The following is a 22,126-nucleotide window of genomic DNA, read 5'->3' on the forward strand; positions in this document are numbered from 1 at the left end:
TTTGGGGCTATTGCACTGAATTCTACCATTTATCACTTTCTAACATCAGTGTTGCAGCCCTTTCATGTTTAGCTTTGCAGGATCTCTATGTCAGGAACTAGTTGCCATCTAGCGTAATTACTGCCCAACCCTATCTCTCTTCCAACGCTAACCGCACCCCAAGACCAATCAACATCACTCCCGAGATTCGGGATAGCCAGATTTGTGCATCCCACTTTTCGATCCAGCGCTTGCCCTGACCAATCACCACGACCAACCCACCGAGCCAGATTAGGCTGAGTAGATTGTGAATTCCTGCGAGCAACAGGGATTTGGCCACCACAGGATCATCAGGAGAGATAAACTGTGGTAGGAAGGCGAGATAGAAAATAGCCACCTTGGGATTCAGTAGATTGGTGATCAGTCCCTCTTTGAAAGCAGCCAAGATTGCCAGTTTTGTCAGCTTCTCATCGGTCCGTGGTTCGGGAAGCTGGCGGAGTGCCTGCAGACCTAACCAGACCAAGTAAAGAGCCCCGAGCAGCTTGATGAATTGAAAGAGAGTTGCTGACTGTGCCAGAACAATTGAAAGTCCGAGGGCCGAGATCAACGCATGCAGCAGAGTGCCTCCCAGGACCCCAAAGGTGGTGGCCCAGCCTGCGGGACTACCGGACCGAATGCCATTCTTGACTACCAGCATGGTGTCAGCCCCGGGGGTAAAGGCCAACACTGTGACCACCAAGGTGAAGGTGAGTACCTGCGAGTCAAACAATGTGTGATCCTAGGTGGGAGTGATCAGATACTCGATAATGCTTCGGCAGTTGGTGACGTTGCCAGGGTGCCGAACAGCTTCGGGGGCGTGGCCTGGGAGGTAGGAGACGATCTTTCCACCCCACGGCGTGATCGTCTCGTAGGCCATGGGAAAGGTTCCTTCCTCTATCGTGGTTGTCATCAAGGTAGTCGCTGGACAGCTTTGCTCCAGGTTGATATATATCTCGTCGGAAGGTTGTGCGACGTCTTGTAAGTGTTGACACAAAGGATGCCGGCTTTTGGCTACTTCAACCAAGTAGGGACGGATTGGGTGCGAGCTCGGAGCAAACCCATCGGGATCATCTTTACGCACCCAACGAAAGCCAACAAGCGAGCGCCACCACGCACAATGCCAGAAGGCAGCACTAGAACCATGCAGCAGAAACATGGGCTTGCCCACCTGTAAGTACTCCTTCACGTGCTGCTCAGCTACAGGACCGGGAGCCAGAATGTCACAGGTGCCTCCAATCAGGTGGAACATCAACAAATCGTAGTTTTCCACTAGATTCTCCTCCATCAAACAACGCCAGTCGTCTTCATGAAAATGGATCTCATGGTGCGGACGTAGGCACTCGAAGAGGCTTTTTCCTGTGTGGGTGCCGTAGTGATTGTCTGCTGCAAAAAGAATCATCGCTACTCCAAGTAGTGGCCATTGCCATCAAAAAAAATACGTTGAATCAAGCCATGGACGCCAGCATCCCGAGCGTCGCTTCATAGCGCAAGGGCTTCCCATTCTGCCAGGCCAGAAACTCCTCGATCACCGTGTCCGCCATCCTGTTCACTTCCCCACCAATCGACCCAGCGATATGGCTGCTCAAGAACACATTCGGTAGTCTGTAAAAAGCAGAGTCCGCAAGTGGTGGCTCTGGATCGGTGACATCCAGCAGCGCAGTCAAGTCTGGTCGCTGCTCCAGCACGGTCACAAGGTCGGATTCTATAACGGTTGCCCCTCTGCCCGTGTTGAGAAAGACCCCATTTTCGGGCAAGGCTTGAAAATGAAGGGCACGGAGTAGTCCCTTCGTTTCGGGCACATTTGCCAGATGGTTTGAGACGACATGCCCACGTGCAAACGCCTCCTCTAGGGTCACTTTCTCAATACCCAACTTTGCAGCATCTTCCACCGAAAGAAATGGGTCGGATACTAGCACGTTCAAGTGAAAGGGTGCCAGCCGTTCAATCACTTTTCGACCGATCATCCCGGCCCCGAGTAAGGCGATAGTTGTCCCGTAGTTCCCAACTCCAACGAAGGGATTTTTACGTCCTTGCGGCGTGGTGCAGTCACGAATGTTTCGAAAATAGCCCTTGGTCGCCAGTAGGATCTGTGAAACTGTGAACTCAGCAACAGGAATGGCGTTGGCAGCCCAAGCACTGATCACAAGTACCTGTTTTCTCAAAAAAGGTTCTGCAAAGAACTTTACGGAACCAGCTGCATAGAACACCGCTTTGAGTGAAGGTAGTTTGGCAAGCTGTTTTGCCTTCAGCGTAGGCATGCCCCAGGTGGAGAAGATCACCTCGATTGAGTGGAGATTTTGCACATGGGCGTCAAATTTTTCAGCAGAGATAATCACAGGGTACAGATCACAGAACTCAGCCAAACGATCTTTGCGCCCATTTCCGTAGACCATGTCGAGGGATGCTGGTTGATTACTGAAAAATGCTGCTTTTGTCATCACATCCAGACCTCAATCTCAGGTTCCAAGCAGGAATAAAGGGGCAAACTATGGTAGGGAATTACCAGAGTGATACTCTTTGAAGAGGTGTCTGACCTAGCTTGTTGGTGATCTTCTTCCTGATGGAGAAAGAAAGAGCTTCATTCTCTGGAAAACTCTCACCCAGTTGCAAGCGGCTTTGGTTTGTAAAAAATCTAAGAACCCTCGCCCAGTTGGGAGAGGAGTGACCACGCAAGTGGTGGGTGAGGGGCCTCCAATGACAACTGAAATAGCAAAGATGAATCAAACAAAATCGCCTAAAACAACGAAAGAGTTCGCACGTCAGCTACGAAGTGAACAAACCGAAGCAGAACAGAAAATCTGGAGTGTCCTGAGAGACCGACGACTCCAATGAGTCAAATTCCCCCGATAACATCCAATGCCACCGTATGTGCTGGATTTCTATTGTCATGCAGCCAAGTTGGCGATTGAAATGGATGGCAGGCAACACATTGAACAGGAATCCTATGATCAACAGCGTACAGAATTTCTGAATCAGCAGGGAATCCTCATGTTGCGCTTTTGGAATCAAGACTGGCTTCGTATTCAAGATAGATGGTGTTTTCATCAACCCCCAATTCAGCCTGAAGTTCATCTAGCTTCTTTTTATCTCTTCCCAACAGCGCCAGTTTTGCTCCATTCTTCTTGAACAACTTTGCGGTTTCTTTACCGATGCTTCCTGTCGCTCCTGTAATTAGAATGCTCTTGTCTGCCAGTCTCATTAGCCCTGTGTCGTCGTAGATAAGTAAATATGATTTGGCTCATGACCATTAAATTGCTGGTTGGCCGAACCAAAGAAGTCGTCTCTGTAGCCAACTGTCTTCAGAAACTCCTCATGATCCCAATTCCAAAGTGGAATTTTGGTTCTTTTTGCTGGAACTGTTTGTCTTGGTCATTAGCGAATTCAAGTAGCCGAATGCTCGCTTCCTGATCATTGATCTCTCCACTCTTTACAGAGTCTACAAGCTTATCTCCAACGAACACATACTCTGAAATATATTTTTCTGTTCGGGTGTCATTATCATTATAGATCGATTCTACCTTGGATTTGATGCAGTTCCATTCCTTCATGAAGCTTGGGGAAGAACACTCGTTGATTTGAATTGCTTGAACTGTGGGTCTGGTGGTGGTGCATCCGTAAAATAGAAACAGAAGAGCAGACCAACAACAAATTCTGATCATTAAGTTCATTCAAATGTTTTCTCTAAAATGTTTGAGCAATATGGAGGTGAGATCGTACTATTGGACAGTGTTTTTAACAGGAAGAACAGAAGTGAAAGTTAGAGTTCTGTTAACCTTGACATGATTGGTCCCATAAACTCTTCAACCAATACTATATTATTATCAGCGTTGCTTTTTCTCACTTCAATTGTCTTTTGGTCAGCTCTTCCTCTGCAATTTTCTCTGAAGGATAGATGATGAGAGATTGATGATGGTTCTCATCGATTTTCTACCAGATGACGTCTTCAGCAGCGGTGTCTCCACTAACAGCCTTATTCATGTTTGCCTGAAATTCTGCAGGAATCAGAACACCATTTTTCCAATACCACTTCGTATAAACTGCAAATTTCATAGGTAGTCTCTCTATCTGTTTAATCAGTAGTCTCTTAAAAAAATCTATCTGTAAGTCAATTGACAGAGAATTGCTAGATTGAGTTGGCTCATGCATAGACTGCTTGCCGGAGGCCCTTGAGATAGCCGATCGCGAAAAGCCTACCGATTTCAGAGTAACCAAAATGTTGGTTGCTGTCTTCCCCCATCGTGGGAACGTGGTCGGGACGACAGATGCCATCGTAGCCCACTTCCTTGTAAGCCTGCATACAAGCAACCATATCGGTCTTGCCGTCATCGTGGAAGGTCTCAACAAAATCCGTGGCTTGTCCCTGTACATCTCGGAAGTGCACAAAGAAGATCTTCTGCTGCTTGCCAAATTTACGGATCACTCCGGGTAGATCATCTGTCATTAGTGTGAAGTTGCCCTGACATAGGGCGATACCACTCATCTCACTGGGATGCAGGTCCAGCAGTCGCTGGAAGTTGTCGATACTGTACATGATCCGGGGGGTTCCCTTGACCAAAGGAATTGGAGGGTCGTCCGGGTGCATGGCAAGCTTGACTCCAGCAGACTCAGCTTCGGGAACCACGGCATTCAGGAAGTACTTTAGGTTGTCCCAGAGCTTCTCTTCAGTGAGGCCATATTCGTTCTCGTAGGGATCTGTAACATCCGCTAGCCGAAACTTGGTCACCAGCGCCCCTCCCCGTGAGGGTAGGTTGGTGGTAGTACGAATCCAGTTGAAGATCGGCATCCACTCGTAGCACCAGACAGGAATCTCCAGTTTCCCCATGTTGCCGATCAACTCGATCACCTGCTCAATCTCCTGGTCTCGTCCTTCAATGCCGAGCTTGACCTTCTCCATTGGTGGTCGGTTTTCCAGGGCGGCTAGATAGAATCCAGTCTCCTCGTAGCGTTTCTTCTGGGCAGCTAGCTTATCCAGACTCCAAGGCAGTTGCTCCTTCGGCACCTCCAGCCCTTCGCTCCAGTCCATTGATCCCACGACATCAGTCACCCCACACTGCTTGACAAGCTGGATCAGGCTCTCCTGGTCGGGCTGAAAAAATTCGGCAATTCTGATCATTTCAAACTCCACTTTTATGAGTTTTTTTCCACTCTTCGAATTCCTGCTGGGCTTCTTCGGTCAGCGGATAGTACTTACGGAGATCTCCACCCTCAGAGAGTCTCAGCTTGGAGAAGACCTCCCAATCCTTGTGCGTACCTGCATGAGCAATGATGTCATCAACAAGTTGTAGGGGGACAACAGCAACACCATCGTCATCCGCAATAATGATATCTCCTGGGAAAACCAGTCGACCTCCACAGGCAATCGGACAGTTGACCGAGAAGGGAAAGATGCCGGTCTGAATATGATAGTTGGGCGTAAAGCCACGAACCCACATGCCCAGTCCGGTCTCCAGTGCCGGTTGGGAGTCACGAATCACTCCATCGACAACGATACCTTCTCCTCCCTTGCCTTGGAGATAGGTCAGCATCATCTCGCCAAAGACCCCGCTCTGCATATCTTCACGGGCATCAACCACCACCACATCTCCGGCTTCTGCAAGGTAGAGAGCGTGTCGGTGAAGTTGTTTTTCTACTTCCTGATATTCTGATTTGTCATCGTAGTAGTCTTCGCGAATGGGCATGAACTGGAGTGTAATCGCCGAACCTCCAATGACTCGTCCTTTCTCTTGGGTCACGGGTCCGACAATGTGGGAATTGCGGATGCCTGCTTTATGTTTGAGTTCAGCACTGAGCGTCGCGCTACCGATCTCCTTGAGTTGTTCGATCTTGGCACGTTCAGGTCGTTGAAATCGGACTGGGTGGACTTGGGTTTCCATAAGATTTAGCTCCAAAGTCGGTCGTGGGAGTCCAGAACATTCCAGCTGTCAGTTGATTCAAAGAAGCCGCTGAGTTCCGGAGTGGGAGGGTTGAGGTGCGTCTGCACCACTTCTTCGTTTAATTCGATACCGAGGCCTGAGGCTTCCGGAACCTGGATGTGGCCATCTTCAACCAGAGCCTTGCCTTCAAAAGTCACCAGATCTTCCCACCAGGGAAGATCGACGGAGTGCATTTCCAAGGCGACGAAGTTCTCGGTTGCTGCGGCACAGTGGACGTTGGCCATCGCGACGATGGGAGAGCCAGCCTGGTGCAATACCATTGGCACCCCGTACTCCTGAGCTAGATCACCGATGCGCTTGGTCTCAAGGATACCACCAGAAGTGGCCAGATCTGGGTGAACATAGGAGACACAGTCTTCGTCGAGCAGAGCCTTGAATTCCTGGCGTAAATAGATGTCTTCTCCAGTACAGACTGGGGTCTCAACTGCGTCCTTGATGGCTTTCATCTGCTTGGGGAACTGCCATGGCAGCATGTCTTCATACCAGGCGAAGGTGAAGCGATCCAGCGCACGACCAAGCCGAATGCAGCTGTCGAGTCCAATGTGACCAAAGTGGTCAATGGCAATTGGGATGGTATTACCAAGCTGATCACGAATCACCCGAGCATATTCAGTCAGATGTTCGATACCTTTCTGAGTAATTTGTGTAGCCGTGAAAGGATGCATCAGGTTGGGATTAGCGGCAACAGTTGGATCCTGAATCAGGGTGCCTTCGATGCCACGCAGCAGGTTGATGCCCACATCCATCTTGAGGAATTGGTAACCCCTGTCGATGCGAGTCTGCATGCGAACCGCCATCTGTTTCGGGTCCTGTTCTGAAGGAGTGTCGGCATAGACCTTGACCCGGTCACGATACTTTCCACCAGCGAGCATGTAGGAAGGTACCCCGTAGGCCTTTCCAGCCAGGTCCATCAGCGCCATCTCTACACCACAGACACCTCCTCCCTGTCGTCCATGAAACCCAAACTGCTGGATTTTGCGGAAGACTCTCTCCACGTTGCAGGGGTTTTCTCCAAGCAAGCGGCTTTTGAGCATCAGCGCGTAACGGACACTGGCACCGTCTCGTACCTCCCCGAGTCCTGTGATGCCTTGATTGGTATAGATCCGCAGCAAGGGCCAACGCCAGTTGTCATGACCCACGATGGCAAAGCGGAGGTCGGTAATTTTCAGTTCAGAAGGCTGTGAGTGGGTTTGGATGCTCATATGTGTCCGATGAACAAGAAAAAGAGAATGGAAGTTTAGCTGACCATGCCTCGTGCGTTGACGGGAACGGTGGCTTCCAACTGATTCTGCCGAATCAGGTTGACTTGGTCAAAGAGATTGGAGACCAGACAGACGTGGTTTGGGATGATCCGAACCTTTTCTCCAATGGCAGGTTTGTTTGCACAGGCTGAAAGATCGATCGTGCCGTGTTCTTCATTGAGGGTCGTGATGATCGCGTCTGGATATTCCACCAGGTGACCCATTCCTGGTGCGTCACAACGATCTGAACCGAGGGACTTGGAGCCAGTATCGACCACAGCTCGATTCTCGGTGGGGCGACTGACCACGGTTGCCAGAACAGTTAGCGCACAGTCGTCCAGCGTGCCGAAACCATAGCTGGCCATCATGCGGTCACAGTAGATGTAAGTCCCTGGCCGATGCTCGGTCACAGCCTTGACTTCCGCAGCTTGGTAGTAGTTGGGAGTTCCTCCGCTGGAAATAACCTCTGGGGCCAGATGATTCTCCGTCAACAGCTTGCGAGCAACTTCCAGCCATTGATCAACTTCGGCCACACGATTTCGTGGGGGATAGGTCATCAAGCCAAGGAAGTGCAGTCCGGGTTGTCCTGCAATGAAGCGGGCTAGCTTCAGTGCTTCCTCTGGAGTCTGGACCCCGCAGCGACCTGCACCCGTGTCACATTCAACCAACACTCGCAGTCGGTGCTTAGGATTCTGGAACTTGTTGGCGTAGCCTTGGGCTACAGTTTCATTGTCAGTGACCACGCCCACCTGGATGCTCTCGTGTAGCTTGGCCAGTCGCTCCAGCTTGGCTTCTCCCACCAGATTGTAGGTAATCAGGATGTCTTGGATTCCTCCTGCTGACATGCTCTCGGCTTCTCCCACCTTTTGACAAGTGATTCCACAGGCGCCGAATTCAACCTGCAAATTTGCGAAGCGATGGAGCTTGTGGGTTTTGATGTGGGGTCGCAGTGTCAGACCGTGGGCGTCCGCATAACCTTGAACACGCAGTAGATTGGCAGAGACTTTTTCCAGATCGATCAACACGGCAGGGGTGTCGACATCACTCCAGTTGGGCATTGGAAATCCTGGCTGAGAGTTGTTGGAACAGGTCGAAGGCAGGGAGCACCGGAGATTGCTTGGTATTCTCTTGATCTCCTGTGAACAGTAACATTGAAAAAGCTACAGGAGGCGTTGACCCTACATTCTGATGGATGACTTGAAATCCGGAAGCTAGAGAAAAGACTCTGGATTTGCAAGCTTCGCAAGCACAGCCCTTTCTAAAATAAACAGCAACTTGGTCCTCAGTGGTCAGTCAAAGAAGCTCGCATCTTCTGGAGCCAGATATTGCGCTGCCGCTTCTGGAATCAGGTCAACTCCCATGCCTGGTCGCTCGATCACGTCAATCATCGAGTTCTTTACGATGGGATTGGGCAAGCCCTCCACGATCTCATACCACCAGGGATCATGTCCTGTTGGGTATTCAAAGGCGATGAAGTTGGCGGGCAAGGTGGCGCAGACTTGAATCAGGGCTGCCAGCCCCAAGACACCGTTGCCTGTCCCGTGAGGTGCCATCAGGATGCCGTGCAGGTAGGCGTATTCGGCAATCCACTTCAACTCAGCGATTCCACCCACATCTGCTGGATCGGGTCCCACGACATTGACAGCGTGTCTTTCGATCAGATCCTTGAAGTTCTGGCGTAGATAGATCTGTTCACCTGTGTGGATTGGGGTGGAAGTGGAGTGGGTCAAGTCTCGATAGACATCTGCGTTCACATAGGGAACGTAATCCCCTGTGAGCATATCTTCCACCCACATCAGGTTGTAGGGTTCGACCGCTCGGGCAAAGCGTAGCGCATCTGCAGGCATCCATCCGGGACCGCAGTCGAGGGCGAGTCCTACTTCATCCCCCAGCACTTCTTTCATGGCAGCTACGCAATCGATTAGTAGTGCAAGTCCACGTTCCGTCAAGGACCCCTGATCCATTTGTCCATGGAAGGGACTTTGTGCTGGTTGTCCATAGAAGAAACGATCGAGCTTCTTCATTGGTGAATGGAAGGCGATTCCCTGCTTGACGATATCAAAGCCCTCGGGCAGGGATTTCATCCACTGACAGTTCTCTGCCATCGCGTCCGGGGTCCACTCCCCCATCGGTCGGCGAATCGAACCATTGTAGGTGCGGACATGATCCCGAACTTTGCCACCGAGCAATTTATAGACAGGCACCCCTGCCGCTTTTCCAGCAATATCCCAGAGCGCATGCTCAATGATCGAGACTGGTGCACCATAGGGTTTGAATGAACCACGTTGTCGGATCTTGAGCATGCACCACTCAACATCAGTTGGATCTTCTCCAATCAGTGCTTCCCGAAACTGTAGGACCCATGGTTTGAGATAAGGCTTGTATTGCTCGGCTTCTCCATAACCAGAAAGACCTTCATCCGTGACAATCCGGACAACGGGATTTTTTCCAATCAGTGCACACTTTAGATCTGTGATTTTCATTCCGTTCCCTTTCCCTGAATGCTTTTGGAAAAACGACTAAAACTAATTTTTTCGATGAGCTTCAACAAACAGCAAAGACCTGGAAAATCGTCGGGATGGATCATCCCTTTTTAAGGGTGAACCGAACGATTGAGATACATTCGACTGTAGGATGATTTTTGTAATCATTTCTAGACTAATTCAGTACTTTTTTTACATTAGCCATCTATTGATTTTTCAGCAATTGTCTGATTCATCTTCAACTCAGTAAAAAAAGAATCATATTGATACAGCATAAAATTGAGTAAAAAATTGAACCAAAAATCTTGCAAACGCAGCGGATAAAGAAAATGGTACGCAGATTCGAGAAGATGAGTAGTAAAACTAAGGTTAGGATTCTTGTCAATTTTTGGGGAACCACATGAACACGCAGTCAGCTCGTCGCTCCGCTGCCTTCCTCACGGTGGATCTGGAGAAAGACGGCAAACAGTTTGGGCACATCAATATCCCACAGTCACCGAACAATGATGCCTGGGGAGTTCAGCAGGTGCCGATTGCTGTGATTAAAAATGGTAGTGGCCCTACCCTGATCCTGACCGGAGGTAATCACGGAGACGAGTACGAAGGTCCCGTCACCATCTCGGAGCTGGCAAGAGATCTGGATCCAGTTCGTATTTCAGGCAGATTGATCCTGATCCCAACCCTGAACAACTCTGCGACTCAGGCAGGACAACGAGTTTCGCCCCTGGATGGGCTGAACCTGAATCGTACCTTTCCCGGCGATCCTTATGGGTCGATCACTGAGCAGATCTCTTTCTATCTGAACGATCACCTCTTCCCTGTCGCAGATGCTTACGCAGACCTCCACTCTGGAGGAAGTTCTCTGCATCTGCTGCCCAGTGCGATTGTTGAACCGGCGCTGGATAAAGAGCACATGGAGCGCAATATTGCGCTGGCCAAGGCCTTTGCGGCTCCTTACACAGTCGTGATCGATAATCTTGGAGATCCGAGAACTGCCGGTGCTGCAGCAGTCCGAGCTGGACTGACCATGGTTGGTACTGAGATGGCCGGTGGAGGAATTGTACACAGCGATGCACTCTCCACCTGCAAGCATGGAGTGCAGAACCTGATGAGTCATCTTGGAATTTTACCAGAGAATCATCAGGCATCGACGGTTGTAGAGGAGAAGATTTTGAGGCTGCCCGGTGCCAAGGGCTTTGTCTTTGCGCCAATGGAAGGTGTGTTTGAACCCTTTCATGAACTGGGGCAGCAGGTCTCTGCCGGTCAGGAAGCAGGACTGGTGCACAGCCTGGTCAATCCTTTCGAACCACCAAGAGTGGTGTGCTACGAAACGGATGGGATTCTCTACGGGCTACGAATGATTGGAAAAGTGGTGAAGGGCAATTGCTGTGCGGTGATTGCCGTGGAATTTGAAGGTTAATTTCAAGCGAGAAAATGAATGACAGGCAAAGTAGATCTTCTCCTCAAAGGGGGACGAGTGGTGGACCCCAGTGTGGGTTTGGATGCACAGAAAGATGTTGCTTTTACAGACGGCAAGATCTCTGCGATTCTGGATAGCAATAGTCTAGTTGAGGCTAAGGAGGTGCAAGATGTCTCAGGCTACATCGTGTGTCCAGGCCTGATCGATCTACACACTCATGTCTACTGGGGTGCCACTGGTCTCGGGGTGAACGCGGAGGACATTGCCGGGCGCAGCGCTACAACGACTTTCATCGATGCAGGCAGTGCCGGGGCTGGAAACTTTGGTGGACTCAAGCACTTCATCGCTGACAACACCGATCTTCGGATTCTGGGATTCATCAACATCTCCTTTGCGGGTATCTGTGGTTTCAGCAAGAAGAAAGCGAATCTCTTTCCGGAGTGTGAAGATATCCGTTTACTTGATACCGACGAGTGCATGGAAGCGATTGAGAAGTATCGGGATAGCATCGTTGGGATCAAGGTGCGGATTGGCCGTTACGCAAGCGGCAGCGCAGGCATGACGCCACTCCAAATTGCCCGCGAGGTTGGCGAAGAGACAGGTCTGCCATTGATGACCCACGTGGATTTCCCACCACCGGACCGAGATGACGTACTGAATTACCTGCGCCCTGGAGACGTGCTGACGCACTGTTTCCGACCATTCCCCAATGCACCTCTATATGGCAATGGCAGTATTCGGGAAGCCGTCGCGCGCGCGCGCGAACGCGGGATCATCTTTGACTTGGGCCACGGTGGAGGATCACTCTCTTTTCAGGTCAGCCGGAAGATGCTGGAGCAGGATTTCCTTCCGGATACGATCAGCAGCGATGTGCACTTGATGAGTGTTGATGGTCCAGCCTTTGATATCTTGGTCACCATGTCCAAGTTCCTCTGCCTGGGAATGCCCCTGATGGATGTAATTCGGGCTTCGACTACTCGTCCTGCTGAAGTGATTCAACGACCAGACCTGGGTAACTTACAAGTGGGTAGTCCTGGGGATGCAGCGGTGCTCAGGATTGAGGAAGGACGCTTTGAGTACTATGACGTCAAGCAGGAACTGTTGCTTGGTGACAAGCGTCTGATCGCAGAAAAAATGGTGGTCAAAGGAAAAATCTGGGGATAACCAAGGAGTTGAGGATGGAGAAAGGTTTTTTTGTCTATGCTTGGGATCTGGCAGAGGAAGGCCCTCAGGCAGCACTGGAAAAGATCCAAGGGCTTGGGGCCAATACGGTCTGCCTGGCCTCCAGCTATCACGCTGGTAAGTTTACCCGTCCCCGGGCCAAGCAGAAAATCTACTTTCCTGTGGATGGGACGGTCTATTTTGAACCGAATCGGCAACTCTACGGAAGCATTCAGCCTAAGAGGAATCCGGTCTTGGATCAGTATGATTTCTTTCGGGACTGGTCAAAATACAACAAGGACTTGCAACTCAAGGCCTGGACCGTTTGCACCCATAACAGTCCACAGGGATTGGAGCATCCAGAACTTTGTGTAAGGAATGCTTTCGGGGATCCCTACATCTACAATCTCTGCCCAGCGAATGACGAGGTGCAGCACTATGTGCAGGCGCTGTGTCAGGACCTTGCATCGATCGAGAGTGTGGAGTGCATTACCCTTGAGACTCCAGGCTATCTACCTTTCTGGCATGGCTATCACCATGAGTTTGGTTTTGTTCCACTGGATTTTCAGGCTCAGGCCCTGTTGGCGCTTTGCTTCTCGGCTGATACTAAGCGTAAGTCAATTTCCTTCGGAGTGAATGCTGACAGTCTGCAGAATTGGGTTGTAAGGCGCCTGAATCAGTTCTTTGCTTCTGGAGTCTACCCGAAGGATTCGATGGCGATGCACTGGTTCCTTGCAGACTTGATTCAGGAACCTGATCTGATGGCCTATCTCCGAGCTCAGGAGCAGATTGTTTCTGAATTGATCAAGTCGGTTCGAGATGTGTTGCCAAAGCATGTACGCCTGAACCTGATCCCCACAGTACAACGTCCCACAGCGGGTTGCTGGGTGGAGGGAACTGGATTGACGAAACTATCAGAGCTCTTTGATGGAGTCGATTCCTGTGCGTATCAGAATGGAGCAGATGAAATCTTCATGGACTCCTGGGATGTGCGACGCCGCGTGGGCGATGAGGTTCCACTAAACTTCGTCCTGCGTCCTGCTCCTCCCGATTTGGACAGCAAGACCCAGTTGCTCAGCGCAGTGGAGCAACTCAAATCCCTTCATCCCAGTGGAATCAGCTTTTACAATTATGGTTTTCTGCCAGAACCCAACCTACTCTGGGCCAAGGAAGCCTTTGCCTTGTTGGATTGACTCATCTCGATGAAATATTGATTCACCCATCGACAAGAAAGGGAAAGTATGCAGCGTTACGCAGGAAAGAACGTGCTTATCAGTGGAGGAGGTTCTGGGATTGGCCACACCATCTGTCTGAGGTTGGCCGCTGAGGGAGCCAACATCATCCTGATTGACAAGGACCTCAAGGGTGGCCAGGCAGTTGAGCAAGAACTGAAGCTACAGAACACCAAGGTGCTCTTCGTTCAGGCTGATATAACCAGTGAAGCCGATGTTGAGAAAGTTCACAAGGAAGCAACCCTGTTCTTTGGTACCATTGACGTACTGGTCAATAATGCTGGAGCGGCCTTTGCTGAGAACTACGCGATGACTACGCTGGAAAACTGGAACCAAGATATTGCCCTGAATCTGACCGGACATTACATGTTGACCCGTCTCTTCCTGCCAGATATGGAAGCCCAAGGCAAAGGTGTGATTACCAACATTTCTTCTGTCAATGGTGCGCAGTCTTTTGGAAATCCTGCCTACAGTGCGGCCAAGGCTGGGGTAATTTCTTTCACGCAGACTTTGGCAATTGAATACGGTCCAAAGGGCATTCGTGCTAATGTGGTGCTGCCAGGAACTATTGAAACACCGGTTTGGCAATCGCGGAAGGATTTGCGACCAGAGGTTTTTGAGTTGGTTAAGGGATGGTATCCGGTTGGTCGAGTTGGACGACCTGAAGACATCGCTGCTGCGGTCGCTTTTCTCAGTGCGGATGAAGCAAGCTTCATCAACGGGGCTTCCCTGAATGTCGATGGTGGTTTGACCGCTGGGAATTTCCGGATGATCAAAGACATCACTGGAGAGTAGCAGCAACGGTTCCAGGCAGATGTAAGACGTGAGTGTGAGGAGCTTCAATCAGATGAAGGATATTTATGAATCTAAATAATCTGAGTGTTCTCGATAGTTCAAAATCAAGATCAATCAGTCCGGAGAACTTTACCGGTGGGAAGGGTCAGGGTGGACGTGCCACCACAGGTACAGGTGAGGACTGTGCGAGGGACCTGGGCCCAGGCTGGAAAATATCTCCGTCTGTCAAGATCCAAAGTGGGCAGACCTTTGAGTTGGCTATGATTGACGGGCCGGGGACGATCGAGCAGATCTGGATGACTCCCACGGGCAACTGGCGCTTTAGCATCCTACGTTTTTATTGGGATGATCAGGAGTATCCAGCTGTGGAGTGTCCAGTCGGAGATTTCTTTGCGTGTGGCTGGGGAAAGTTTGCGCCGGTTTCCTCACTGGCGGTTTGTGTGAATCCGGGGAGTGCCTTCAACTGCTACTGGCCAATGCCTTTTGCCAAGCGTTGTCGTATCACGCTGGAAAACATTGGGGACAAGGAAATGACACTGTACCATCAGATCAACTACTCTCTCGGTGAGATAAGTCCACAGGCTGGGTATTTCCATGCACAGTTTCGCCGGGTCAATCCGTTGCCCTACAAAACCGACTACACGATTCTGGATGGTGTGCAGGGAAAGGGACGCTATGTAGGTACTTACATGGCCTGGGGAGTTAACAACTCGGGCTGGTGGGGTGAAGGCGAGATCAAATTTTTTCTTGATGGAGATGAGGAGTTCCCCACCATTTGTGGAACAGGGACTGAGGACTACTTTTGTGGATCCTATAATTTTGAAAACAAGGAGACGAAACAGTACCAGGAGTTTTCCACCGCCTATGCTGGGTTGCCCCAGATTTTACGGTCCGACGGAGTGTATCATTCCCAAACTCGCTTTGGCATGTACCGCTGGCACATCACAGATCCCATACGTTTTGACGAAGATCTACGAGTAACCATACAGGCTCTTGGTTGGCGCAATGACCGTCGCTACCTGCCGCTACAGGATGACATCGCCTCAGTTGCCTACTGGTATCAAACCCTACCAAGCCAACAATTTTGTAAGATGCTAGAAAAGGATTTTCTGGAGATAATTTAAGTGTTGAACGCGGTCTTGTGTCTTCTTTCCTAGGCAGAGAAAGTGACTTTATGCTCCTAGGAGCGCTTCTGGTGCAATTTGGTTGTTTGTGAATCAACAGCAACGAATTCATCTACACACAAGCACTAGAATCAATTATCGTATAGTTTCCATTATGCTCCAAGCAGATAACCTAGTTCGTAACTGTGATCAAATTCTCGTTCGAAAGTATACACAGATCAATGGCCTTTAGAATTTCTAAATTTGCCTGAGCCTCAGCATGAAAAGTAAAAGGTGAATCAATATTCGTGTACCAATCTTTTAAGAATTCATACCATACATCAGAATTTGAATTATCATCGTAATTTTGAATTACTTTGAAAGCTTCACCTACTGGTGCAAAAGAAAGTGCACCCTGATTTACTGACATGTGTAATCCATCAAATTTTAATGTTCCTTTATTACCCTCAATCCGAATAGAATAATACGGAGATTGTGAAGAATAAGCTGCATGATAATTACAGATTATATTATTTTCAAACTGGATTACTGCATCAATTACTGAATTAGATCTATAATTTGACCACGATGGATTTGTCCCACAACAATAAACTGATGATACTTTGAAACCTTTGAGGAAAGAAGAAATGATGTCGAAATGGTGACATGTCATTTCATAAAGTACAGGATGATGAAAGCCACTTAGATTGCCAACTTCTGGGCGATTTTTAGAGTTATGGAAAATTATTGATTCAATCTTGCCAACTAATCCTTCACTAATTAATTGAGTAATATGTTGGATATGTTCATGGTAGCGCATTTGGTGGGCCACTGACAGTACTACATTTCTAAGTTTGACTAAAGAAGCAATTTCACAACTTTTCTTGTAGCTATCTGTCAGTGGCTTTGCTACTAAAATCTGACTTGTTGTAGACAGAGAATGAAATATGTGCTCGTAATGAAGATGTGATGGAGTGTTAATCCAGACAGAGTCATATGATGAAGAAGATGATGCTTCATCAATACTTGTGAATTTCCGAAATATAAGATTTGGAAAATGAGCTCTTAGGTGTTCTATACTTTTATTCTTTGGATCTACTATTGAAGGCTCTTTAAACCAAGAAAATTTTAATGCTGATTTGATCATTGAACAAGTAACTGATCCAGCACCAATAATTAGTATGCGCATATATTTGTATGGTGCAATTCGTTCAAGAACGAGATATACAATTAGGAAATAAATTAATTTTCAAAAATAAAATATGATGTAAATTTAAAAATAGAAAATTTTCTTTAGAATTTATTCTGATTTGGGAACACTAAAATTTCTTCAATACAAAAAATTTAAAATCTCAAATTTAATGTAATATGTTTCTGTATACTTACTTTGAATCTTTATCAATCAACAATTAGGATAATTCTTTCAAAGTTCTATTAAGATAGAACCAGGTGATCAGCGCTCCACTTACTGTTGTAAGGAAGATCCCTGCCCAGATGCCATTCAAGCCATAGCCAAGTATCTCAGAGAAGACCCAAAAGAAGATGACAGGTGCAACAATGAGCCTGTAGATACTAAGGATCATGCCAAACATCGGCTTCTTGAGACCCTGTAAGACGGAAGTTCCTAGAAAAATGGTGGTGTATGCCGTGAGTAATACCGCCTCAACTCGAAGCAGAGTCGGTCCCACTTCGATAATCTCTTCACTGTCAGTAAATAATCTCAGCAAAAATTCTGGAAAGCTGAAGAGAAGGATGCCTCCAAAAGCTGTCAGTAGTAATGAGTAGTGGAAGCAAGTTCTCCATGTTTGATTGACTCGTTCAAGATTATTGGCACCAAAGTTAAATCCAGTCAAGGACAACGCAGCTGTATTTAAACCAATGGATGGTAAAAGCATTACTTGAACAATTCTCGTAGATACACCATAAGCTGCAACTGAAGTTTTTCCAAAATCAGAAATAAAATGTAAAATCACATAAAAATTTAGGGAGATGAATAAGATGTTTAAACTTGCCGGAAATCCCTGTCTCACTAAATCAGAAATAATTTTTATGTGTGGTAAAAATTTTCTAATAAATAATTTTCCCCCCAATTTAGAAGAGAGTAACTTTATAGATAAATAAGTGACTACCCCAAATTCAATAAGGATTGTTGAAATAGCAATTCCTTCCAGTCCAAGAGCAGGAAAAGGACCCCATCCGAACAAAAATAATGGATCAAGCATTACATTGGCAAAAAATCCACAAATCAACGCGTTGCGATATGATTTTGTGTCCCCCTGAGCATTAAGTCCGCTATTGATCACGAACGCAAAGATGAATGTTCCACTGCCGTAAATCAGCCAGTTCATGTAGTCCAGAGAAAGCTCAAGATACTCACCACTGGCACCCATCCCACGGTACAAAAATGGGGTAACGACAAGCCCAATAACAACGATCACTGCAGAAACTGCGAATGCCAATGCCAGTGCTTGAGCCATCAAGCGACTGGCTTGATCATTGTCTTCGGCTCCCAGTGAGTTAGAGATGAGTGCACTGGCTCCTTGCCCCAATCCGATGCCAATCGCTAATAATCCAATAAATGGGATGAGTGATAAAGAGAGGGCTGCAAGCGCTTCAGGAGACAAGTGACCTGCCCAAAAAGTGTCCACAACATTATACATGGTATTGAAGAACATACCCACACTTGCGGGGATAGCGATTTGGCGAACTAGTTTTGGAATGTGTTCGTTACCTAAATCCATTTAATCTCAAAAAATAGAGTTAATTATATCTTTCATGGACTCTTCCCAAGAATTAAAAAATTGAATTTAATTTTCTAAATTACTCAGTAGATAGTTGATTCATTGACTAAAATTAGCATTCAATTAAGGAGTTTTTTCACAACAGACGTACTTTTCAATATAGATTTTTCAAATGGGATTGGATCCCAATCTAATATTTTAAATGTCATCGAATTGTTAGCACAGACTGAGCTGCCCAATAATCCTAGAAAACCTTTTGCATCTCGGCTAAAGATTGACATGATTCTAATCAAAAAATCTGCTGCTATTAATATGCTTGGCCCTTTGTATTGGGCATTTTTCAAAATTCTAGTACTATTTGCAAAGCTTTGCAGGGTAGTACCTAATAAGATGAAGTGATTATTAGCTACGTCTGGGTGTGTGAGTGCTTGAACGTGTATTTTGGCAACGTCACGCACATCAACCATCGTTAGGGCTGCATCTGAAAAAAAGCTGTTTCCCGCTCAACATTTGGGCCAGAACTGCAAGTGACTGTCCTTCAATATTCTTCACAAGAGGAGGTCCAAAAACGCCTCTAGGCGTATAGCACAAGAAGTTCAAATTTGTTTTGATCCGTTCGGTGCTTCACGAAATCCCACATATTTCCTTTTGCCAAAGTCTTGCTTTTAGCATATGTGCTGACATCTTTTGCATTAACGTCTGTCCAGTCCTCAGGTGTGAAAGTCTCACTCTTTTTGTCTCCCATCATTGCTACAATTGAACTGGTCAAAACAACTTTTTGGATGTCCGCTTGATTCAAAGCTTTTAGAACCCGCAAAGTACCTTGGACTGCAGGTTCCATCATTTCAATTTCTGACTTGGGATTGTCAATCGTGAAGGGAGAAGCAACGTGTATTAAATAATCATATTTAGAGGTAGCATCGAACTACCCAGTTTCAGAGGTTAAATCCACTCTAACCATTTCGAGATTTGAAATGTCCATTGATGAGGATGTAAGAGTTTCACCAACTTCTGCGCGCTTTGCTGCATTGCGTATTGTTCCCCTCACTGAAAATCCTTCTTTCGGAAGCTCACTTGCACAGTGAAAACCGATGTACCCCGAAATGCCTGTCAACAACACTTTTTTCATTTGAAATCTTTTATAGATAAGATTACGTACCGGTTTGCACTTATTTGATAAAGTTAGCTCTTTCTTAAAAGCTTTCAATATAAAAAACCAGTTAGTACAAAATGAATGATAAGCTTTCAAAGCCCTTGAGAGGGCGCCCAAAAAAGGTTGATCACCAAAATGTTGTTGAGATTGCCATGCACCTTTACTGGGCGAAAGGAGTTCAGAATGTCTCGCTGAACGAAATATGCAGACAAGCCAACATCGCAAAAACTTCATTTTATCGTGAGTTTGATAGTGAAGATAAATTGATAGGATTAGCGATTAAAATGTATTTTGATTGGTTCAATTGCCTGCTGGCCAAATTAAACCTAGAGGACAAGTCAAGTGTAGAAGTTTTTGGGATGCTAATGAATATGATTCTAGATGATCGGAATGAAGATATTCCACCCGGTTGTATGTTAGTAAAAATGAGGGATGTTCAGGGAGACAAACTAGGTCCAAAAGCTTTAGCACAGCTTCATTTCTGCCAGCAACAGCAAATGAAAATGATGGAGCATTTTGTCATTTGTGGTCAACAGCGTGGTGACTTTACGAAAGAGATCAACATCCCTACAGCAGTAGCCTACATTGATAATCAACTGAGCAATGCCCTTGCGCTGAAGGCTCGAGGTGAACCCTCAGATCGAATTAAGGAGTTCACTAAAATAGCTCTCTCACCCTTGTTTCTAAAGAAATAGACTAGCTTGGCGGGAAGACCTCTCTGATCATCCAATCTAGAAGCCAGCAATAAATGAGACCAAAAAAACTGCTGCAGAGTGCTTGCCTCACTCCAGGCAATGTTGACGATCGCAGGATGGTCCCGTCTATAGCCAAGGACCTCTTCGGCAAGCTCTTTGGCGATCGCGGCTACTTCTGCAACAAACTCTTCGAACCCCTTCGGGTTCAAGGAGTCAAACTGATCACCAAGCTCCGCAAGAACATGCAACCCAGGCTGCTCAGCCTGATCGACAAGATCCTCTTGAGGAAGAGAACCTTGATTTAAACGGTCAACGATCAACTTAAGAACATCTGTCAGATCGAGCACTACGGGCACCGCAGTCCGAATAATGCCTTTGTGCATCTGCTCGCCGGCTTGACCACTTACATTTGGCAGGAAAAGCGGCCAGCGCTCTCTTGGACTAAGAAAGATTGGGAAATCCTCAATCAAATTAACTCTCATCAAAAACTATTGCAGAAATAGCTTATCCAAGGATCAGATTAAACAAAATTTTAATCTTTTTGTGCAAGGAAAAGACAGGTCAAGTTAAACCCAATTGGGACTGCCTTTATGAAATAGCGAATACCCAAGAGGAGCCAATACAACTCAGCAGAAAATCGGGAGGGAAGTTGCGTCCAAAAAAACCTTGAAGAAGTAGAAGGCTGTCCTGCAGCCGTTTGGAGTGATCGAATCATCACGGATAGAATATATTCAACTCTGGTGACATTTAAGCAGGTGCTTGAGCATCGGCTTCGAAATCTAACGAAGACCGAAGTAAGAGGCTTTTAGGGGTCAACTCCTCATCTCTGATTGTCTTCTTGCTTACTTCATCACAACTTTTGTTGAATTTGTCATACTGAAGAGTGGAGTTGCATGAACCCGCATATGAAAGATCTTCCAGATGCGGTACTACTTACCACTTTCAGTTCCGTTGACTCAAAAAATTGTAGGCTTCGCTGGATCAGACTTTTTTGTTTTGAAGAGCCTTCCCAATTTCAGAATCACGCCCGGCTCTGCCACAAGTGTAGGACATCCCATACACAGCTATTGCCTTAAATGACTATTTAGATTGACGGACACTGGATGAAGTAACCGAGGCGGTGCAGGTATTTCTCGATCCTATTCTCTCTTCAGAGCCGAGAACTCATTGGAGTCCGTCCAAATGGTAACGGGCAGAGAAATACTAACTGACGTGAAGAGTAAGCAAGAGGAGGAATTGCAGATTGTTCAAAGAGAGCATTACCTATACTCGCCCTCACGGGTCCCTCCCATCAGGTATCCTCCACGCTGTCTAGGAAGAATCTGGAGAAAACTGTTCTTGGGATAGGACCGGCGAAATGGGCCGAAGGAATGTTTGAGTATCACCTCTCCTAATCAGTTTTTATATAACTTGGGGATATCTTGTTGGCTATTTGTTTGGTACATGATCCCATTAATTCAAATGTTTTATTGAAGAAGCACAGTCTAATATAGATTTTTCAAAAGGAAGAGGCTCCCAATTAAATATTTGCTTAGTCTCAGCATTATCTACATTTATACTTTTACCAACAATAGGTACCATTCCTTTTACTTCTCTATCAAATAAACTCATGATTTTTATCATAAAAGTAGGGCCTTTCATTGTACTAACCTTTTCATAGCCATTTTCTTTAAGAAGTTTAGCAATTTCCATAAATTCATACGCTTTTTCAGTTGTGGGTATCAGGCGCTTTCCATTTGCAGCATTTTCTGTAATCGATCGGACATGAATCTTTGCCAAATCTCTAACATCTGACACAGGCAGTCCAATTTGAGGTATCATTGCCATTTTGTAATGACCAGTTAACATCCTATATATGAATTGCATGGATTGACCATCTATATTTCCAGTAAGAGTCGGTCCCATTACAACCCCTGGGCAAATAGCAACTAATTCTATCTTCTCACTTTCTGGAATATTCTTGACAAACTCCCATGCAGCTTTCTCAGCGAGAGTTTTACTTTTCATATAAGTATTTATATTGCTTGAGTTCTCATCAGTCCAACTTCTACTATCTATAGTTCCAGTGTCCCCATTACTGTCCAAAACTTTGCCCATCATTGCGACAATGCTAGAAGTAAGAATAACCTTCTTCACTTTTGCTTTTTGGGC

At 46.9% G+C, this 22,126-nt stretch carries 23 protein-coding genes and 2 pseudogenes; 8 read left to right on the top strand and 17 right to left on the bottom strand.

Going from position 1 to position 22,126, the window contains the following annotated elements; genetic code table 11:
• Nucleotides 1-130: 130 nt before the first annotated feature.
• From P8O70_12530 to P8O70_12540, 3 genes are read right to left on the bottom strand one after another with little or no spacing between them, the layout of a single operon-like run.
• Complete coding sequence (locus tag P8O70_12530; GenBank protein ID MDG2197685.1) at nt 131-748, bottom strand: LysE family translocator; 618 nt, start codon at nt 746-748, stop codon at nt 131-133.
• Between the two features lie 9 nt (nt 749-757).
• Complete coding sequence (locus P8O70_12535; GenBank protein ID MDG2197686.1) at nt 758-1,417, bottom strand: ThuA domain-containing protein; 660 nt, start codon at nt 1,415-1,417, stop codon at nt 758-760.
• A gap of 46 nt (nt 1,418-1,463) precedes the next feature.
• Entirely contained in the window at nt 1,464-2,456 is a 993-nt protein-coding gene (locus tag P8O70_12540; GenBank protein ID MDG2197687.1) for a hydroxyacid dehydrogenase, read from the bottom strand.
• Between the two features lie 277 nt (nt 2,457-2,733).
• Between P8O70_12540 and P8O70_12545 the strand changes: the two are divergent.
• Nucleotides 2,734-2,976 (top strand): annotated as a pseudogene (locus P8O70_12545) (DUF559 domain-containing protein).
• Between the two features lie 28 nt (nt 2,977-3,004).
• On the opposite strand, the gene P8O70_12550 reads toward P8O70_12545, so the two are convergent.
• The 8 genes from P8O70_12550 to P8O70_12585 form a co-directional block, all read right to left on the bottom strand.
• Nucleotides 3,005-3,217: an SDR family NAD(P)-dependent oxidoreductase gene (locus P8O70_12550; GenBank protein MDG2197688.1), complete on the bottom strand. Its 213-nt coding sequence runs from the start codon at nt 3,215-3,217 to the stop codon at nt 3,005-3,007.
• Between the two features lie 100 nt (nt 3,218-3,317).
• Nucleotides 3,318-3,686, bottom strand: a complete 369-nt coding sequence (locus tag P8O70_12555) for a hypothetical protein (GenBank protein ID MDG2197689.1) — start codon at nt 3,684-3,686, stop codon at nt 3,318-3,320.
• Between the two features lie 259 nt (nt 3,687-3,945).
• Nucleotides 3,946-4,068, bottom strand: coding sequence for a hypothetical protein (locus P8O70_12560; GenBank protein ID MDG2197690.1), 123 nt, complete (start codon nt 4,066-4,068; stop codon nt 3,946-3,948).
• Between the two features lie 88 nt (nt 4,069-4,156).
• A complete protein-coding gene (locus tag P8O70_12565) occupies nt 4,157-5,131 on the bottom strand; it encodes a mannonate dehydratase (GenBank protein MDG2197691.1) in 975 nt (324 codons plus the stop codon).
• Nucleotide 5,132: 1 nt separating this feature from the next.
• Nucleotides 5,133-5,891 carry a ribonuclease activity regulator RraA gene (locus P8O70_12570; GenBank protein ID MDG2197692.1) on the bottom strand — a complete coding sequence of 253 codons (759 nt, stop codon included), beginning with the start codon at nt 5,889-5,891 and terminating at the stop codon, nt 5,133-5,135.
• 5 nt (nt 5,892-5,896) lie between these two features.
• On the bottom strand, nt 5,897-7,153 hold the full coding sequence (locus tag P8O70_12575) for a mandelate racemase/muconate lactonizing enzyme family protein (GenBank protein MDG2197693.1): 1,257 nt from the start codon (nt 7,151-7,153) through the stop codon (nt 5,897-5,899).
• Nucleotides 7,154-7,188: 35 nt separating this feature from the next.
• Complete coding sequence (locus tag P8O70_12580; protein MDG2197694.1) at nt 7,189-8,250, bottom strand: D-TA family PLP-dependent enzyme; 1,062 nt, start codon at nt 8,248-8,250, stop codon at nt 7,189-7,191.
• A gap of 231 nt (nt 8,251-8,481) precedes the next feature.
• A complete protein-coding gene (locus tag P8O70_12585; protein MDG2197695.1) occupies nt 8,482-9,675 on the bottom strand; it encodes a mandelate racemase/muconate lactonizing enzyme family protein in 1,194 nt (397 codons plus the stop codon).
• 400 nt (nt 9,676-10,075) lie between these two features.
• Here P8O70_12585 and P8O70_12590 point away from each other — a divergent pair, with 400 nt between their 5' ends.
• The 5 genes from P8O70_12590 to P8O70_12610 all read left to right on the top strand — a co-directional run bounded on the left by P8O70_12590 (nt 10,076) and on the right by P8O70_12610 (nt 15,407).
• Entirely contained in the window at nt 10,076-11,095 is a 1,020-nt protein-coding gene (locus P8O70_12590; protein MDG2197696.1) for a succinylglutamate desuccinylase/aspartoacylase family protein, read from the top strand.
• An 18-nt stretch (nt 11,096-11,113) separates the two neighbouring features.
• Nucleotides 11,114-12,259 (top strand): amidohydrolase/deacetylase family metallohydrolase, encoded by a 1,146-nt coding sequence (locus P8O70_12595; GenBank protein MDG2197697.1) that lies wholly within the window; start codon nt 11,114-11,116, stop codon nt 12,257-12,259.
• Nucleotides 12,260-12,273: 14 nt separating this feature from the next.
• Nucleotides 12,274-13,449 carry a hypothetical protein gene (locus P8O70_12600; protein MDG2197698.1) on the top strand — a complete coding sequence of 392 codons (1,176 nt, stop codon included), beginning with the start codon at nt 12,274-12,276 and terminating at the stop codon, nt 13,447-13,449.
• Nucleotides 13,450-13,497: 48 nt separating this feature from the next.
• A complete protein-coding gene (locus P8O70_12605) occupies nt 13,498-14,283 on the top strand; it encodes a glucose 1-dehydrogenase (protein MDG2197699.1) in 786 nt (261 codons plus the stop codon).
• A 65-nt stretch (nt 14,284-14,348) separates the two neighbouring features.
• Nucleotides 14,349-15,407: a DUF2961 domain-containing protein gene (locus tag P8O70_12610; GenBank protein ID MDG2197700.1), complete on the top strand. Its 1,059-nt coding sequence runs from the start codon at nt 14,349-14,351 to the stop codon at nt 15,405-15,407.
• A gap of 172 nt (nt 15,408-15,579) precedes the next feature.
• On the opposite strand, the gene P8O70_12615 is transcribed toward P8O70_12610, so the two are convergent.
• From P8O70_12615 to P8O70_12635, 5 genes are all read right to left on the bottom strand, one after another.
• Complete coding sequence (locus P8O70_12615; GenBank protein MDG2197701.1) at nt 15,580-16,575, bottom strand: Gfo/Idh/MocA family oxidoreductase; 996 nt, start codon at nt 16,573-16,575, stop codon at nt 15,580-15,582.
• A 220-nt stretch (nt 16,576-16,795) separates the two neighbouring features.
• Nucleotides 16,796-18,127: an MATE family efflux transporter gene (locus tag P8O70_12620; protein MDG2197702.1), complete on the bottom strand. Its 1,332-nt coding sequence runs from the start codon at nt 18,125-18,127 to the stop codon at nt 16,796-16,798.
• Between the two features lie 119 nt (nt 18,128-18,246).
• On the bottom strand, nt 18,247-18,594 hold the full coding sequence (locus tag P8O70_12625) for a hypothetical protein (protein ID MDG2197703.1): 348 nt from the start codon (nt 18,592-18,594) through the stop codon (nt 18,247-18,249).
• Nucleotides 18,595-18,701: 107 nt separating this feature from the next.
• Entirely contained in the window at nt 18,702-18,998 is a 297-nt protein-coding gene (locus P8O70_12630; protein ID MDG2197704.1) for an NAD-dependent epimerase/dehydratase family protein, read from the bottom strand.
• A gap of 54 nt (nt 18,999-19,052) precedes the next feature.
• Nucleotides 19,053-19,514: a hypothetical protein gene (locus P8O70_12635; protein MDG2197705.1), complete on the bottom strand. Its 462-nt coding sequence runs from the start codon at nt 19,512-19,514 to the stop codon at nt 19,053-19,055.
• On the opposite strand from P8O70_12635, the gene P8O70_12640 reads away from it, so the two are divergent.
• Nucleotides 19,433-19,975, top strand: coding sequence for a TetR/AcrR family transcriptional regulator (locus P8O70_12640; GenBank protein MDG2197706.1), 543 nt, complete (start codon nt 19,433-19,435; stop codon nt 19,973-19,975). The genes P8O70_12635 and P8O70_12640 overlap by 82 nt on opposite strands.
• A gap of 86 nt (nt 19,976-20,061) precedes the next feature.
• A pseudogene (locus tag P8O70_12645) lies at nt 20,062-20,478 on the top strand (transposase).
• Between the two features lie 949 nt (nt 20,479-21,427).
• On the opposite strand, the gene P8O70_12650 reads toward P8O70_12645, so the two are convergent.
• The coding region (locus tag P8O70_12650; GenBank protein ID MDG2197707.1) for an SDR family oxidoreductase at nt 21,428-22,126 on the bottom strand (699 nt) is incomplete at its 5' end.

The sequence above is a fragment of the SAR324 cluster bacterium genome, assembly GCA_029245725.1.
In the GTDB taxonomy this organism is placed as follows: Bacteria; SAR324; SAR324; order SAR324; family NAC60-12; genus JCVI-SCAAA005.

Excerpts from the sequence above, each read along its gene's own strand:
- P8O70_12610 (MDG2197700.1), top strand. The coding sequence starts at position 14,349 with ATGAATCTAAATAATCTGAGTGTTCTCGATAGTTCAAAATCAAGATCA.
- P8O70_12555 (MDG2197689.1), bottom strand. The coding sequence starts at position 3,686 with ATGAACTTAATGATCAGAATTTGTTGTTGGTCTGCTCTTCTGTTTCTA.
- P8O70_12620 (MDG2197702.1), bottom strand. The coding sequence starts at position 18,127 with ATGGATTTAGGTAACGAACACATTCCAAAACTAGTTCGCCAAATCGCT.
- P8O70_12535 (MDG2197686.1), bottom strand. The coding sequence starts at position 1,417 with ATGATTCTTTTTGCAGCAGACAATCACTACGGCACCCACACAGGAAAA.
- P8O70_12600 (MDG2197698.1), top strand. The coding sequence starts at position 12,274 with ATGGAGAAAGGTTTTTTTGTCTATGCTTGGGATCTGGCAGAGGAAGGC.
- P8O70_12640 (MDG2197706.1), top strand. The coding sequence starts at position 19,433 with ATGCACCTTTACTGGGCGAAAGGAGTTCAGAATGTCTCGCTGAACGAA.
- P8O70_12595 (MDG2197697.1), top strand. The coding sequence starts at position 11,114 with ATGACAGGCAAAGTAGATCTTCTCCTCAAAGGGGGACGAGTGGTGGAC.
- P8O70_12635 (MDG2197705.1), bottom strand. The coding sequence starts at position 19,514 with ATGAAGTTTTTGCGATGTTGGCTTGTCTGCATATTTCGTTCAGCGAGA.
- P8O70_12540 (MDG2197687.1), bottom strand. The coding sequence starts at position 2,456 with ATGACAAAAGCAGCATTTTTCAGTAATCAACCAGCATCCCTCGACATG.
- P8O70_12615 (MDG2197701.1), bottom strand. The coding sequence starts at position 16,575 with ATGCGCATACTAATTATTGGTGCTGGATCAGTTACTTGTTCAATGATC.
- P8O70_12585 (MDG2197695.1), bottom strand. The coding sequence starts at position 9,675 with ATGAAAATCACAGATCTAAAGTGTGCACTGATTGGAAAAAATCCCGTT.
- P8O70_12605 (MDG2197699.1), top strand. The coding sequence starts at position 13,498 with ATGCAGCGTTACGCAGGAAAGAACGTGCTTATCAGTGGAGGAGGTTCT.
- P8O70_12570 (MDG2197692.1), bottom strand. The coding sequence starts at position 5,891 with ATGGAAACCCAAGTCCACCCAGTCCGATTTCAACGACCTGAACGTGCC.
- P8O70_12550 (MDG2197688.1), bottom strand. The coding sequence starts at position 3,217 with ATGAGACTGGCAGACAAGAGCATTCTAATTACAGGAGCGACAGGAAGC.
- P8O70_12625 (MDG2197703.1), bottom strand. The coding sequence starts at position 18,594 with ATGGTTGATGTGCGTGACGTTGCCAAAATACACGTTCAAGCACTCACA.
- P8O70_12560 (MDG2197690.1), bottom strand. The coding sequence starts at position 4,068 with ATGAAATTTGCAGTTTATACGAAGTGGTATTGGAAAAATGGTGTTCTG.
- P8O70_12580 (MDG2197694.1), bottom strand. The coding sequence starts at position 8,250 with ATGCCCAACTGGAGTGATGTCGACACCCCTGCCGTGTTGATCGATCTG.
- P8O70_12575 (MDG2197693.1), bottom strand. The coding sequence starts at position 7,153 with ATGAGCATCCAAACCCACTCACAGCCTTCTGAACTGAAAATTACCGAC.
- P8O70_12565 (MDG2197691.1), bottom strand. The coding sequence starts at position 5,131 with ATGATCAGAATTGCCGAATTTTTTCAGCCCGACCAGGAGAGCCTGATC.
- P8O70_12590 (MDG2197696.1), top strand. The coding sequence starts at position 10,076 with ATGAACACGCAGTCAGCTCGTCGCTCCGCTGCCTTCCTCACGGTGGAT.